The sequence below is a fragment of the Thioalkalivibrio sp. ALD1 genome, from assembly GCF_000381245.1.
Lineage (GTDB): Bacteria > Pseudomonadota > Gammaproteobacteria > Ectothiorhodospirales > Ectothiorhodospiraceae > Thioalkalivibrio.
In genome coordinates this window covers 25037-38793 of record NZ_KB906249.1, presented here as the reverse complement: position 1 = coordinate 38793, position 13757 = coordinate 25037, and the positions used below count along the sequence as shown (strand labels likewise).

12 protein-coding genes are annotated in these 13757 nt (G+C 67.3%); 9 read left to right on the top strand and 3 right to left on the bottom strand.

Features of this window, described 5'->3' with window-relative positions:
* Positions 1–195: 195 nt before the first annotated feature.
* Positions 196–1188: an IS110 family transposase gene (locus tag F623_RS0112540; RefSeq protein ID WP_018862131.1), complete on the top strand. Its 993-nt coding sequence runs from the start codon at positions 196–198 to the stop codon at positions 1186–1188.
* Positions 1189–1351: 163 nt separating this feature from the next.
* Here the strand turns inward: F623_RS0112540 and mgtE (F623_RS0112535) are convergent, their stop codons facing one another.
* Positions 1352–2710, bottom strand: a complete 1359-nt coding sequence (gene mgtE / locus F623_RS0112535) for a magnesium transporter (RefSeq protein ID WP_018868775.1) — start codon at positions 2708–2710, stop codon at positions 1352–1354.
* 13 nt (positions 2711–2723) lie between these two features.
* Positions 2724–4082, bottom strand: coding sequence for a magnesium transporter (gene mgtE, locus F623_RS0112530; RefSeq protein ID WP_018868774.1), 1359 nt, complete (start codon positions 4080–4082; stop codon positions 2724–2726).
* Between the two features lie 416 nt (positions 4083–4498).
* On the opposite strand from mgtE (F623_RS0112530), the gene F623_RS0112525 reads away from it, so the two are divergent.
* The 3 genes from F623_RS0112525 to F623_RS0112515 all read left to right on the top strand — a co-directional run bounded on the left by F623_RS0112525 (position 4499) and on the right by F623_RS0112515 (position 9014).
* On the top strand, positions 4499–5212 hold the full coding sequence (locus F623_RS0112525; RefSeq protein ID WP_018868773.1) for an ABC transporter ATP-binding protein: 714 nt from the start codon (positions 4499–4501) through the stop codon (positions 5210–5212).
* Positions 5209–7749 carry an FtsX-like permease family protein gene (locus tag F623_RS0112520; RefSeq protein ID WP_026279403.1) on the top strand — a complete coding sequence of 847 codons (2541 nt, stop codon included), beginning with the start codon at positions 5209–5211 and terminating at the stop codon, positions 7747–7749. Before F623_RS0112525 ends, F623_RS0112520 begins: the two co-directional genes overlap by 4 nt.
* Before the next feature lie 92 nt (positions 7750–7841).
* A complete protein-coding gene (locus F623_RS0112515; RefSeq protein ID WP_196799778.1) occupies positions 7842–9014 on the top strand; it encodes a lipocalin-like domain-containing protein in 1173 nt (390 codons plus the stop codon).
* A gap of 171 nt (positions 9015–9185) precedes the next feature.
* Here the strand turns inward: F623_RS0112515 and F623_RS0112510 are convergent, their stop codons facing one another.
* Positions 9186–9386, bottom strand: a complete 201-nt coding sequence (locus tag F623_RS0112510; RefSeq protein ID WP_018862132.1) for a PA3496 family putative envelope integrity protein — start codon at positions 9384–9386, stop codon at positions 9186–9188.
* A 289-nt stretch (positions 9387–9675) separates the two neighbouring features.
* On the opposite strand from F623_RS0112510, the gene msrP reads away from it, so the two are divergent.
* The 5 genes from msrP (at position 9676) to thiL (ending at position 13740) form a co-directional block, all read left to right on the top strand.
* Positions 9676–10650 carry a protein-methionine-sulfoxide reductase catalytic subunit MsrP gene (msrP, locus tag F623_RS0112505; RefSeq protein ID WP_018868770.1) on the top strand — a complete coding sequence of 325 codons (975 nt, stop codon included), beginning with the start codon at positions 9676–9678 and terminating at the stop codon, positions 10648–10650.
* 10 nt (positions 10651–10660) lie between these two features.
* A complete protein-coding gene (locus F623_RS0112500; RefSeq protein ID WP_196799777.1) occupies positions 10661–11308 on the top strand; it encodes a sulfite oxidase heme-binding subunit YedZ in 648 nt (215 codons plus the stop codon).
* A 101-nt stretch (positions 11309–11409) separates the two neighbouring features.
* The gene (ribE, locus tag F623_RS0112495; RefSeq protein WP_018137920.1) at positions 11410–11895 is read left to right on the top strand and encodes a 6,7-dimethyl-8-ribityllumazine synthase; all 486 of its coding nucleotides are present in this window, start codon (positions 11410–11412) and stop codon (positions 11893–11895) included.
* A gap of 281 nt (positions 11896–12176) precedes the next feature.
* Positions 12177–12740, top strand: coding sequence for a transcription antitermination factor NusB (nusB, locus tag F623_RS0112490; protein WP_018868767.1), 564 nt, complete (start codon positions 12177–12179; stop codon positions 12738–12740).
* Between the two features lie 22 nt (positions 12741–12762).
* Positions 12763–13740 (top strand): thiamine-phosphate kinase, encoded by a 978-nt coding sequence (thiL, locus tag F623_RS0112485; protein ID WP_018862136.1) that lies wholly within the window; start codon positions 12763–12765, stop codon positions 13738–13740.
* Positions 13741–13757: the final 17 nt, after the last annotated feature.

Below are 13757 nucleotides of genomic sequence, written 5' to 3'. Positions count from 1 at the left end.
CGCATCCTTGTGTCTTGCGGTTCACGGATCGCTACCATGGACCGCACCGGACTCGGGGTAACCCGATCGCATCCTGAGGTCACGAACCTGTGCCGTAGATGGGCCCCCGAGTCCTTTTTCATCTCGAAGTTTGAACGGTATCCAAGCTCCCCGTGAAGGGCGGGTGAGGCTGTACGGACAAGGTGAGAGGACGAGATGGCTCATATTGGCATTGATGTCAGCAAGAACAAGCTCGACTGCATGTGGGTCCGGGATCTGGAGGCGGGCAAGGTCAAGCCGAAGGTATTCCCGAACCGCCAGGACCAGTACCCGGAGTTGCTGCGCTGGCTGCAGCGCAACACGGGTGAAGCGCCCGAGACGCTTCAGGTGTATCTGGAAGCCACCGGCATCTATCACGAACCGCTAGCCTACTGGCTGCATGAGCAGGGGGTTCGGGTCTATGTGCTGAACCCGGCTCAGGTGCGCTTCCACGCCCAAGGCATGGGGGTGCGCAACAAGACGGATCGCAAGGACAGCATGATGCTGGCGCGTTACGGCATCGAGCGCGCGCCACGGCGCTGGCAACCTGAGCCGCCCGAGGTGCGGGAGCTCAAACGCCTGCTCAGCCGGCTGGAAGCCCTTGAGCAGGACATCCGGCGCGAGGAGAATCGCCTGGAGAAGGCGCAGTTCAGCGAGGACACCCTCGCCCAGGCGTCGATCGACAACGTGCTGCAAGCCCTGCGCGAGGAATACCGTCGGCTACAGCAGCAGATCGATGATCACTTCGACGCGCATGATCATCTCAAGCGGGATCGGGCCTTGCTGGAGAGCATCCCCGGCATCGGCCGGGTGTTGTCGGCGTCGATGGCCGCGACGTTGCGCAGCCGTGCGTTCACGAGTGCTCGGCAGGCGGCGGCGTTCCATGGACTGGTACCGGTCCTGCAGGAGTCCGGGACCTCGGTCCAGCGACCCCCGCGGCTGGCGAAGGCCGGCTCGGGGCGGCTGCGCAAAACGCTCTACATGGCCGCCGTCGTGGCCAGCCGCCACAACCCGGACGTACGGCACCAGTACCACCGTCTTCTGAGGCGGGGCAAGGCCAAGATGGCCGCGATCGGGGCAGCCATGCGCAAGCTCCTGCACATCGCCTTCGGCGTCCTCAAGTCGCAAACTCCGTATCAACCCCGAAATGACACGCCTTGCACCTCATAGGGCAAGACGGTATCTACGGGGGTTACGGCCGGGATGATGAAGCGGTTCGTAGGGTGCGTTGAGCCGGGCGAAACGCACCGTTCCGACGCTGGGGTAACCCTGATGCGATTCGCTGCGCTCATCGCATCCTACGGGTGGTCGATGGGCGTAGCCGGGCGGGCGGTCAGAGGCCGAGCATGGCAACGGCGACGCCGAAGTAGATCAGGATGCCGACGATGTCGATCACGGAGGTGATCAGCGGGGCGCTGGCCACGGCCGGGTCGAAGCCGAAGCGGGTCAGGGCGAAGGGCAGGAGCATGCCGAACAGCGAGCCGAAGACGATCACGAAAAACATGCCCAGGGCGATGGCGTTCGCGACCTCGACGGTGCCCAGCCAGTTGCCGGAGACCCAGATGGCGGCGGCGAGGGTGACGCCCAGCGCGGTGGCGACCAGGACTTCCTTGCCGCCGAGGCGCCACCAGTCGCGTAGCTGTATGTCGTTCACCGCGAGTGATCGCACGACCAGTGTGGCGGCCTGGGCCCCGGCGTTGCCGCCGGAGGCGATGACCATGGGCAGGAAGAAGACCAGCGCGACCACCGCCTCGATCGCCGCCTCGTAGTACGCGATGGCGATGCCGGCGAAGATGTTGACCGCGACCAGGATCAGCAGCCAGCCGATGCGCTTGCGGTAGAGCAGGCTCATGCTGGCGTCGCGCAGGGAGAGCACCATGTCGCCGACCGCCGCCATGCGGTGGAAGTCCTCGGTGGTTTCGGCGCGCAGCACGTCCATCACGTCGTCGACGGTGATGATGCCGAGCAGCTGGCCGTTGTCGTCGACCACGGGGAGGACGTCCAGGTCGTAATGACCGATGCGGTGGGCCGCCTCTTCGCGGTCTTCCTCGGCCGCGATGCTCACAACATCGGTGTGCATGCGTTCGCGCACGCTGGTGGTGGGGCGCGACAGCAGCAGTTCCTTCAGGCGCACCCAGCCCAGGAGTTCACCCTCCGGTGTGGTCACGAAGATGGTGTTTACCGTCTCCGCCAGTTCGTGGTGTTCGCGCAGGTGGTCCATCGCCTCGCCGACCGACCAGTCCGGCTGCACGGTGGCGTACTCGGGCGTCATCAGGCGTCCGGCGCTTTCTTCCGGATAACCGAGCAGGGTCTCCAGCGCCTCCTGGTCGTCGTCCGGCAGGGCCTCGAGCAGGGATTCGGCGTGGTCGTCGTGCAGGCCTTCCAGGACCGAGGCGGCGTCGTCGTAGGACAGGGCCGACATCAGCTGGCTGGCATGGTCCTCGTCGAGCGCGTGCAGCACGCGCGTCTGGTGGTCGGGCTCCAGGTGCGCGTAGACATCGGCGGTGCAGGAAACGTCGAGACGCCGGAAGAAGTCCAGCATCCGGTCTTCCGGCAGCGCCTCCAGCGCGTCCGAAAGGTCGGCGCCCGCATGGGCATCGCAAAGCCCCTGGAGCGAGTCTTCCGTGGGCTGGTCCAGCGCGGTCTTGAGCGTCTGCGGCAGGGTCTGGATGTCGTCGTCGGTCGGGCTCATAGTTTTCCTTCCCCTACGGCGTGGCCAGGCCGAGCATCGCCACGGCCAGGGAGAAATAGATCATGATGCCGCCCAGGTCGGCGATCGCGGTAATCAGCGGCACACTGGCGGTGGCCGGGTCCAGCTTCAGGCGGCTGAGGATGAACGGCAGCAGCATGCCGACCATGCTGGCGAACGCGACGATCAGCGTCATCGCGATCGCCACCAGCAGGGCGATGTCGGCCCCGCCGCGCCAAAGGCCGAGGAGCGATACCGCCAGACCCATAGTCACGCCGATCCCGACGGCTACGCCGAGCTCCTTGCCCCACAGCCGCAGCCAGTCCTTGGACGTGACCTCACCGGTGGCCAGGGCGCGCACCATCAGCGTGGCGCTCTGGGCGCCCGCGTTGCCGCCGGAGTCGATAATCAGCGGCAGGAAGAACACCAGCACCACCAGCGCCTCGATGGCCTCCTCGTACTGCGAGATCATCAGCGCGCCGATGGTGTTGAACGCGACCAGGCCGATCAGCCAGCCGACGCGCTTGCGATAGAGGAGAAAGGGGCTCGCATCCTGTGGCGAGAGCGGCAGCGTTCCGACCGCCCCGATCTTGTGGAAGTCCTCGGTGGATTCGGCCTCCAGCACGTCCATCACGTCGTCGACCGTGATGACCCCCAGCAGCTCGCCGGTCTCGCCGACCACGGGCAAGGTTTCGAGGTCGTAGTGCTGGATCTTGCGCGCGGCCTCGACGGCGGTCGCGGAGACCGGGATGGTGATCGGATCGGATTCGCCCAGCAGCTCGCGCACGGGGCTCTCCGCCGAGGCGCGCAGGAAGTGCCGGATCGGCACGGCCGCAAGCAGCACGCGGTCCTGGTCGACCACGAAGATCACGTTGTTCGAGTGTTCGTCCGCGTTGCGACGGATGAAGGCCAGTGCGCGCTTGAGCGTCCAGTCGGGGTCCACCGCGACGACGTCCGGGGACATCACGCGACCGGCGGAGTCTTCCGGATAGTTGAGCTGCTTGAGGGCGCGGCGGATGGCCCGGAACGGCAGCAGCCGCAGGTAGCCGCGCAGGGTCTCCGGGTCCAGCGTCTGGAGTAGGCTGGTGAGGTCGTCTGCCTCCATCTCGGAGAGGATGAAGCGGGCGTCGTCCTTCGGCGAGGCCTCGAGCAGCCGGATCTGGTGCGGGGTGTCGAGGTAGGAAAAGACATCCGCCTTGCGCCCGGGCTCCAGCAGGTTGAACACCGCGCACAGGTCGTCGTCGCCCAGTTCCATCAGCGCATGCGCGATATCCTGCACGCGCGTGTAGTCGAGCAGTTCCTGGATGCCGTCGCGGTCGTCCAGACGCAGCAGCTCCTTCAGCTCGATGATGGATTGTTCCAGATGCAAATCCATGCCCTTACTCCCGGCTGCCATCCGCGGGCCAGGGAGCTGGATACACAGCCTCACAAGGCGCCGCAGGGATGCGGTGTCTTCGTCCGGTCGGGATCGGGCTGGGGCCCGGCCGCTCCCGGCACTCTAGTACTTAGAGGCCCAGCGGGAAGCGTCCGGTTCGGGAAGAAGGCGCTTACCGCGAGGCGCAGATAGATCGACTGCGTGATCGGCGTTTCAAGGCGCGTTCCCGTGTGTGGAGATACCGGTATTCTAACGGATGTCAGGCCGCAATCAACCGCTTGGGGGCTTTTTTGAAACATTCCTCTCCTGTCAGGGGTCTGTCTCGACAGGATGCGGCCTTCGCGTTGCAGCGATATGAATGGGCACATGGAACAGCCATTCCGACACGATTCGATCGGCCAGGCAGGGGCTATGCGATGACAGAGCGAGACAATCCCGGGGCGCCGGTGCTGGGCATGCGCGGGGTGGCCTTCGGCTATCCCGGCGAGGGGCGCGTGCTGCATGACGTAGATCTGGCACTGGCGCCCGGTGAACGCGTGGCGATCGTCGGCGAGAGTGGCTCCGGCAAGTCCACGCTGCTGCATCTGGCCGCCGGGCTGGAGCCGGCCGACACCGGCACGGTGGAACTGGCCGGTCAGGCGCTGGCGGGGCTGGACGAGGCGGCGCGCACGCGGCTGCGCCGTGCGCAGGTCGGCATCGTGTTCCAGTCGTTTCATCTGATCCCGACGCTCACGGCGCTGGAGAACGTGATGCTGCCGCTGGAGCTGGCGACGGATCTGGATGCCGCGCAGCGCCGCGAGCGGGCGGCGGCGCAACTGGAGGCTGTGGGCCTGGGCGACAAGAGCGGGCGCGAGCCGGAGCAGCTTTCGGGGGGGGAGCAGCAGCGCGTGGCGATCGCGCGGGCGTTGGTGCACCGGCCGGCGCTGATCCTGGCCGACGAGCCAACCGGCAATCTCGACTCGCGCACTGGCGAGGCGGTGTTCGCGCTGCTGCTGGAGCAGGTGCGCGCGACCGGCTGTGCCCTGTTGCTGGTTACGCATAGTGAAGACCTGGCTGGGCGTCTGGATCGCGTGCTGCGCATGCAGGACGGCCACCTGCAGGATCTCGCCGTGGAAGCTTCGGCGACGTGAGCTCATTGCTGGTAAAAGCTTGGCTGCGCGACTGGCGAAGGCGCCCATTGCAGCGGCTGCTGACGCTGGTGGGGGTGGTAATCGCCGTGGCCGTCGTGCTGGCGGTGGACCTGGCCAACCAGTCGGCGCAGCGCGCGTTCGATCGCTCGATGGACGAGGTGGCGGGTACGGCCACCCACCAGATTCTGGGGCCGGCCCGGGGATTCGACGAGGTGCATTATCGCGATCTGCGGCTGGCCGGCTGGCGTGATGCCGCGCCGGTCGTGGAGGGACCCGCGCGGTTACCAGACGGGCGCACGATCTATGTACTGGGGGTCGATCCGCTGGCCGAGGGCCCGTTCCGCGGGGCGGCCTCGGATATCGGGGATGCCCCGGTGCAGCGGCTGGTGACCGAGCCGGGCACGATCCTGCCGCCGAGTGGCTGGTGGGCAGATGCCGGGATGACCCACGAGGATCGCCTGGCACTCGAGACCGCTGCCGGGCGCTTCGAGGTCACGCTGCTCGACCGTGAAGCGGAGCGCGATGAAGCGGCGTCCGGATCGGACGATGAGGGCGGTTCGCTGTGGGTCACGGACATCGCCACCGCGCAGACGCTGCTCGGCCGGCCGGGGCGGCTCGATCGCATCGACGTGCGCCTCGACGACGCCGACATCGGCGCCTTCGCGGAGCAGCTTCCGGATGACCTGGAACTCGTGCCGGTCGCGGCGCGCGACCAGGCCTCGCGCGAGCTGGCGCAGGCCTTTCGGATCAACCTGACGGCGATGAGCCTGCTGGCGCTGCTGATTGCGGCCTTCCTGATTTACAACACGCAGACCTTCGCGGTACTGCGCAGGCAGGAGGTGCTGGCGAGCCTGCGCCTGGTCGGGGCCGGTCGGCGGGCGCTGTTCGGCGTGGTGATGCTGGAGGCCTTGCTGGTCGGTGTGATCGGCACGCTGCTGGGTGTGCTGGTCGGGATCGGCCTGGCGCAGGTGCTGGTCGGTCAGGTCGCGCAGACGGTGACGGATCATTTCTTTGTGGTGGCGGTAACGGAGGTAACACCGCGCCCGCTGGCGCTACTGGCGGTGATCGCGCTGGGGGTGGGGCTGTCGCTGCTGGCGGCGCTGGCCCCGGCCTGGGAGGCGGCGCGGGCGGCCAGCCCCGGCAGCCTTGGACGCGGGCGGTTGGAGCGCCGGGCGCGCCGGGGCCTGCGCGGGCTGGCGGCAGCGGCCGTCGTGCTGCTGGCGGCGGGTGGCGCGATGCTGCTGCTCGGGGTCGGAGGGCTGGTGGGCAGCTTTGTCGCGCTGTTCCTGCTGATCACCGGCTTTGTGCTGTTGCTTCCGCTGGTGCTGGCCTGGGTCCTGCGCGGTCTGGCGCGGCTGGGTCGCGGGCAGACGCTACCGCGTATCGGGGTGCGTAGCTTGGAGCGGAGCCTGTCGCGCAGCGCGCCGGCCACCTCGGCGCTGACGCTGGCCCTGGCGGCCGCGATCAGCGTGTCGGTGATGGTCGGGAGCTTTCGCGACAGCGTGGAGCAGTGGCTGGGCCAGGCACTCACCTCGGATTTGTACGTAGTACCAGTGGCCCCCGCCACGGCGCGCAGCGGGGCGCGACTGCCTGCGGACTGGGGGGGGGCGCTCGCCCGAATCGCCGAGGCGGAGTCGGTCAGCACTGGTTCCAGCCAGGACACACCGAGCGATGCCGGGATGATCGATCTCTACGTGGTCGAGCCGCATCCGGTCTGGCTGGAGTACCTGCCACTGCTGCGGGCCGAGGCCAAGGGAGAAGAACTCGACCGGCGCCTGCGCGAGACCGATGCGGTGCTGGTCACTGAGCCCTTTGCCGCCCATCACGACGTGGGTGTGGGTGATCGGCTGGATATCCGTGTGGATGACGGGCGGCGGATGTTCGAGGTGGCGGGCGTGTATCGCGACTACGGTAGTCCGCAGGGCACCGTGCTGATGCTGGGCGAGCGGTTCTATGCAGGCACGGCCGGTGCAGAGGAGGTGGGCTCGTTTGGGCTGCGCCTGCCCGACGGCGTGGATGCCGGCGCGGCGATCGAGCGCCTGGAGGCGTGGCTGGCCGAGCGCGAGACGGCGGCGATGGTTACGCGGCCCGGCGATATAGAGCAGGAGTCCATGGCGATCTTCGACCGCACCTTTGCGATCACGCACCTGCTGCGGGTGATCACTCTGCTGGTCGCGTTCATCGCGATCCTCGGGGCGTTGATGGCCCTGCAGATGGAACGCGCGCGCGAGTTCGCCACGCTGCGCAGCCTTGGCCTGCTGCCCGGCGGGGTGCGCGGGCTGGTGGTGTTTCAGGGGGCGGTACTGGGTGCCTTCGCCGCGCTGGCCGCGATCCCGCTGGGGTTGGGCATGGGCTGGCTACTGATCGAGGTGATCAACCGCGAGGCCTTCGGCTGGGGCATGGACCTGCGCTGGCCGGGCCGCGAGATCGCCGAGACCGTCGCCCTGGGCGTGGGGGCGGCGCTGCTGGCGGCGCTGATCCCGGCCTGGCGAATGGCGCGCATGCGGCTGGTGCCCGCCTTGCGGGAGGTGCCGTGATGGAGCGGTTGCAGCATGTAGGAGCGGGCCTGCCCGCGAAGGGGCTTGGTCAGAGGCAGGCGTGGGCGGGGGTTTCGCGGGCGCTCCTGCAGATGTTTCCTCAAAAGATCTTGCGCCTGTTGTCGCTCGCTGTGCTTGTGGTGCTGCTGGCGGCCTGTGATGGGGCGGAGCCGCCTGACGCGCGCGAGGCCGAGGTGTCCGGGCTGCGCGTGGGCGAGGCCCTGGGCGGCGAGGAGACGGAAGGGTTCCGGCGTGCGGATGCGCCGCGGGTGTTCGAGTTTCCGCGTGACCACGGGCCGCACCCGGGGTTTCGCAACGAGTGGTGGTATGTGACCGGCAACCTCGACGGGCCGGAGGGCGAGCGGCTGGGCTTTCACATCACCTTCTTCCGCGTCGGGCTGGCGCCGGAATTGGCGGGTGATGCGCGCTGGCACGATTCGGCCTGGGCCAGCCCGGATATCTGGATGGCGCATACGGCGGTGATCGATCGCGAGGCCGGGCACCACGCCTCCGAGGAGCGCTTCGTGCGCGACGGGGCGGGGCTGGCCGGGGCGACCGATCCGGTCGGTCGGGTTTGGGCCGAGGACTGGCAGTTGGCGGATCTGGACCAGGACCGCTGGAGGTTGGACTTCAGCGTGGACGACTACCGTTTGAAGCTGGAACTGGAGCCCCTGCGTGGCCCGGTCCTCCAGGGCGAGGCGGGTCTCAGCCAGAAGGGCCCGGAGCCGGGCAATGCCTCCTATTACTACTCCATGCCCCGCCTCAAAGTGAGCGGTGAGGTCGAGCGAGCGGAGCACGGGCGCCTGGCGGTGACCGGTCAGGCCTGGATGGACCGCGAGTGGAGCACCAGTGCTCTGTCCGAGGATCAGGTGGGCTGGGACTGGTTCGCGCTGCAGTTCGACGACGGGCTGGACGTGATGTATTACCAGCTACGCAAGGAGGACGGGGAGCCGCACCCGCTGTCCAAGGGCCGCTGGATGCCGGCGGATGCCGACGACCGGCTGCTGGAACCCTTCCAGGTCGAACTGGAGCCCCGACGCTGGGCCACGCAGCCGTCCGGCAATCGCTATCCCGTGGAATGGGCGATGCGCATCGAACCGCCGGACGGCTCGGCTCCACGCGAATTCACTGTGCGTGCCATCCGCGACGAACAGGAGATGGACACCGTGATCCGCTATTGGGAAGGCGCGGTGGATATCTTGGATGCGGATGGCGAGCCGGTGGGTCGCGGCTTCGTGGAGCTGACCGGGTACGATGACGAGTAGGCGGGGGCTTGGGCGGTGTCGTGCATTGATGCGATTCGCGGGGCTCATCGCATCTTACGGTCGGGGGGCAGCGTGTGCCCCGGGGGTAATGCTTGGGCAGGATGCGATGAGCAAAGCGAATCGCATCGCTGATAAACGCAGGGTGGCCCATATGGGCCACCCTTCTCCTGGTTACCAGTCCAGCGGGTCGCTGGCGTGGTCGAGATCGAAGTCGTCCTGCAGGTGGGCGCGCAGGGCGCGTTCTTCCATCATGCGTTCGAGGGTGCGGCGGGCGGCGTGTTTGCTCGGGCCGCGGTCGTTGACGAGCGGGTTCTCGAACAGGCCGGTGAGGTCTTCGGTGCTGTCGAAACCGGTATCGAGATTGAGGTCCATGCGGGGTCTCCGGGTATGCCGGCCGGGCCACCCCGGTACTACGGCATCAGGAAAGTCTTATATAGCGACCGCGCCTGGGCGCAAGCAGAAAATTCTTATGCCTTGTCGCGTTTCCTTATTGTCCACAGTAGGAGCATGACAGCGGCAAAAGTGCCAGGGTTTTCGAACTTGGCGACGGGTTGCCGGTCCATCCCGAAGGAGACACTTGGACAGGCACCTGCGGTGCCGCCCGGCAGGGAATGGACTGGCGGTCCGGTTGGTCCCGAATGGTCGAGATGCGAGGTTGTTCATGCTGATTCGTACGCGGCGTCGTTCCGATCCTGCCCGCAGCGAAATCACCCCGAAGGCGATCTACCAGCGGCGGCGGGAATTCCTGCGCGCGGGTGTCGGGATGGGTGCCGGTCTGGCCCTGGGCGGTCTGGGTATGGCGGTTCCTGCGTCGGCCGCCCTGCGCGGCTATGAGCTCGACTTTGAACCCGGCGATTTCTCCACCGACGAGTCGAAGACGCCCTACGACGAAGTAACCAGCTACAACAATTTCTTCGAGATGGGTCCGGGCAAGGGCGATCCCAAGACCTATGCCGACCAGTTGAAGACGGACCCGTGGAGCATCAAGGTGGACGGGCTGTGTGATAACCCGGGCGAGTACGCGGTGGAGGACTTCATCAGCCCCTGGTCGCTGGAGGAGCGGATCTACCGCATGCGCTGTGTCGAGGGCTGGTCCATGGTGATCCCGTGGATCGGCTTCGAGCTGAATCGCATCATCGACAAGGCCGAGCCTTGGGGCGATGCCCGCTATGTGGCCTTCGAGAGCATCTACGACCCGGACAACCTGCGCGGCCAGCGGCGTCGGCCGGCCAGCTCCGGCGGGCTGCAGTGGCCCTATACCGAGGGCCTGCGCATGGACGAGGCGATGCACCCGCTGACGATCCTCGCCGTGGGGCTGTACGACGAGGTGCTGCCGAACCAGAACGGGGCGCCGATTCGCCTGGTCGTGCCCTGGAAGTACGGCTTCAAGAGCATCAAGTCCATCAAGCACATCCGCTTCCTCGAGGACGAGCCGCCGACGCTGTGGAATCAGGCGCAGCCCGATGAATACGGTTTCTACAGCAACGTGAACCCGGACGTGGATCATCCGCGCTGGTCGCAGCGCACCGAGCGGCGGATCGGCGAATTCCGCCGTCGCCGCACGGAGATGTTTAACGGGTACGGGGATGAAGTCGCCTCGATGTACGAGGGGATGGACCTGACCGAGTACTTCTGACGGGTTCGGCGTGGCGACGACCCAACGCCGCAAAGGGCAGCCCCCAAAAGGCGTCTGGACGGGCGTTCTGCTGCTCTCGCTCGTGCCAGCGGTCTGGATCGGTCTGCGTACGCTCGGATGGTTCGGCGGGCTGGGGGCGAACCCGATCGAGAAGCTGCTGGAGCTCTCCGGCACGCATGCGATGATCGCGCTGTTGATCGCGCTGGCCGTGACCCCGCTGCGGCAGATGACGGGGTTTGCCTGGATCACTCGGCTGCGCCGGATGCTGGGGCTGGTCGCGTTCGGCTATGTCACCGCGCATGCCCTGACCTGGCTGGGGCTGGATCTGTTCTTCGACTGGGAACTGGTGCTCTATGACCTGACCGAGCGCCCGTTTGTGATGGTCGGCTTTGCCGCCTGGGTGATCCTGCTCGCCCTGGCGGTGACCTCCACCGACGGGGCACAGCGCTGGCTCCGGAAGAAATGGGTCTGGCTGCACCGCGGGGTGTACGTGGCCGGGGTGCTGGCGATCCTGCATTTTCTCTGGCTGGCGCGGGCCGATTATGGTGAAGTTACGCTGTACGCCGCGATCCTGGCTTTCCTGCTCGGCTGGCGCGTGGTCCATTCCTGGATCTCGGCGCGAAGGGTGCGGGCGCGCAGGGCCGCCACTGCCTCCTGAAGCTCCGTCCATCAGCGTCTCCCTAGGCGCGCCGCGATGCTACACTACACAGGATTTTGCGGGCCGTGTGTCCGCCCCATTCCGACCGGAACCACACCATCATGCACGAGATCGAGACCCTGGAAGGCGAGTTCACGGATGCCGCCAACCATCGCTACGGCCTGCTGCTGGCGCGCTTCAACAGCCTGATCGTCGAGCGCCTGCTGGAAGGCGCAGTCGACACCCTGAAGCGCCACGGCGTGGCGGAGAAGAACCTGACCATCGCGCGCGTGCCCGGCGCCTACGAGCTGCCGCTGGCGGCGCAGGCGATGGCCCGTTCCGGCCGTTATGACGCGGTGATCGCACTGGGCTGCGTGATCCGGGGTTCGACCCCGCACTTTGACTATGTCGCAGGCGAGGCCGCCAAGGGCCTGGCTCAGGTGCAGATGGCCGAGGACCTGCCGATCAGCTTTGGGGTGCTGACGACGGACTCCATCGAGCAAGCGATCGAACGCGCCGGCACCAAGGCCGGCAACAAGGGCGCGGATGCCGCAATGGGCGCGATCGAGATGGTCAGCCTGATGCGCAAGCTGCGCGCCGATTCCTAAGGGAAACACTGATCCATGTACACACTCGCGTTGATACCCCAGGTTTGCCGAGACAAGGCGCGGTGCGCAGCCGGTAGTGGTACTACCGGCCCGTTGTTGACTGATTCGGGCCGCAACGCAGGATCGGGGAACCTGGGGTGCCAACCCCGAAGGGGCTCGGCCGCCCGTTGTTATCAAAGACGGGCGTGGGAACTGCGTTGCGGCTCCCTTGTGCAGAGTCACTGCACGGCAGTCGCCGCGCCTTGTTCGCACGCAAAAGCGACTCGAGCGCGAGCGTGTACATGGATCAGTGTTTCCCTAAGCGGGTGGGTCCCCTGCACGCCGTGAGTGAATCGCATAACCCATCGCAGCCCGCGGGCAAGGCCCCGCGCCAGGGCGGGCGGGGCAAACGCCCGCGCAGCACGCCCGAACAGCGCGCCCGCCACGCGCGCTCGGTCGCGCGGCGTCGTGCGATGCAGGCGCTGTACTCCTGGCAGATGACGGCGGGCGAGCCCAAGGACATCCTGGCCGAGTTTCGCGACGACGAGGAACACGCCAAGGCGGACGCGGAGTACTTCCGCGAAATCCTGATCGGTGTGACTCGCAACCGCGAGGCCCTGGATGCCCGTATGGAACCGTACCTGGGCCGCCCGCTGGATCAGCTCGACCCGGTCGAGCGGGCCCTGCTGTGGCTGGGCCAGTGGGAGCTCGCCGAGCGCATGGACGTGCCCTATCGCGTGGTGATCAACGAGGCGGTGGACCTGGCCAAGCGTTTCGGCGCCGAGCAGTCGCACCGCTACATCAATGGGGTGCTGGATCGGCTGTCTGCCGATCTACGCGGCCCCGAGCGCTCGCTTCAGCGCTGATTCACATGGGCCGCCTCTCGCCATGACCGGTCCCGTCTCCGAATTCGATCTGATCCGGCGCTATTTTGCCGAGCCGGCCGGGACTAGCCCGGACGTGCGCCTGGGCATTGGCGATGACGGGGCACTGCTCGTGGTGCAGGCCGGCCATGAACTGGTTGTCACCGTCGATACCCTGGTCGAGGGCACGCATTACTACCCGGACCACCCGCCGGCCAGCCTGGGGCACAAGGCACTGGCAGCCAACCTGAGCGACCTTGCCGCGATGGGGGCCGATCCGCTGGGGGTGGTCCTGTCCCTGACACTGCCTTCCGTGGACCATGACTGGCTGGCCGCCTTTAGCAGGGGCTTCATGGCGCTGGCCGAACAAACGTCGGTGCCCCTCGTGGGGGGGGATACCACCCGTGGCCCTGGAGCTGTCAGCGTGACTGCACTGGGCCAGGTCCCGGTCGGGCAGGCCCTGCGTCGCACCGGCGCCCGTCCCGGTGACCGGCTGGTGGTCAGCGGGGCGCTGGGGGGGGCGGCCGCGGGTTTCGCTTTCGAGCGCCAGCGCCGCGAGCAGGGCCAGTCGTCGCCGGACGAGGCGGCTCCAAGCTGTGCGCGCCTGTTCTGGCCGAACCCGCGTCTGGCGCTGGGGCGGGGGCTGCGTAACCGAGCGCGGGCCGCGCTCGATATCTCCGACGGGCTGCTGGCTGATCTGGGCCATCTGTGTGCGGCATCCGGCTGTGGTGCCCGGGTCGACTGGTCGCAGGTGCCCGTCGATCCGTTGCTGGATGGGCAGCCGGAGGAAACGGTTCGCGATGGGACGCTCGCCGGTGGTGAGGATTACGAACTGTTGTTTGCCCTGCCGCCCACCGAGCCGCTGGAGTTGCTCAGCCTGAGCGTGCGTACCTCGCTGACCGTGATCGGCGAGTTCACCAGCGGCAGCGAGATCGAGGTGGTGGATGCCGATGGCGCGCGGCTGGACGTCGCGCGCCGGGGCCACGATCATTTCGCCGGTTAGCCAGAAACACAAAAAAC

What these genes read in the sequence shown, in the direction of transcription:
- ribE (WP_018137920.1), top strand. Translation starts at nt 11,410, where the DNA reads ATGCACGAGATCGAGACCCTGGAAGGCGAGTTCACGGATGCCGCCAAC.
- F623_RS0112515 (WP_196799778.1), top strand. Translation starts at nt 7,842, where the DNA reads ATGTTTCCTCAAAAGATCTTGCGCCTGTTGTCGCTCGCTGTGCTTGTG.
- mgtE (WP_018868775.1), bottom strand. Translation starts at nt 2,710, where the DNA reads ATGAGCCCGACCGACGACGACATCCAGACCCTGCCGCAGACGCTCAAG.
- thiL (WP_018862136.1), top strand. Translation starts at nt 12,763, where the DNA reads ATGACCGGTCCCGTCTCCGAATTCGATCTGATCCGGCGCTATTTTGCC.
- msrP (WP_018868770.1), top strand. Translation starts at nt 9,676, where the DNA reads ATGCTGATTCGTACGCGGCGTCGTTCCGATCCTGCCCGCAGCGAAATC.
- F623_RS0112510 (WP_018862132.1), bottom strand. Translation starts at nt 9,386, where the DNA reads ATGGACCTCAATCTCGATACCGGTTTCGACAGCACCGAAGACCTCACC.
- nusB (WP_018868767.1), top strand. Translation starts at nt 12,177, where the DNA reads ATGGATCAGTGTTTCCCTAAGCGGGTGGGTCCCCTGCACGCCGTGAGT.
- F623_RS0112540 (WP_018862131.1), top strand. Translation starts at nt 196, where the DNA reads ATGGCTCATATTGGCATTGATGTCAGCAAGAACAAGCTCGACTGCATG.
- mgtE (WP_018868774.1), bottom strand. Translation starts at nt 4,082, where the DNA reads ATGGATTTGCATCTGGAACAATCCATCATCGAGCTGAAGGAGCTGCTG.
- F623_RS0112525 (WP_018868773.1), top strand. Translation starts at nt 4,499, where the DNA reads ATGACAGAGCGAGACAATCCCGGGGCGCCGGTGCTGGGCATGCGCGGG.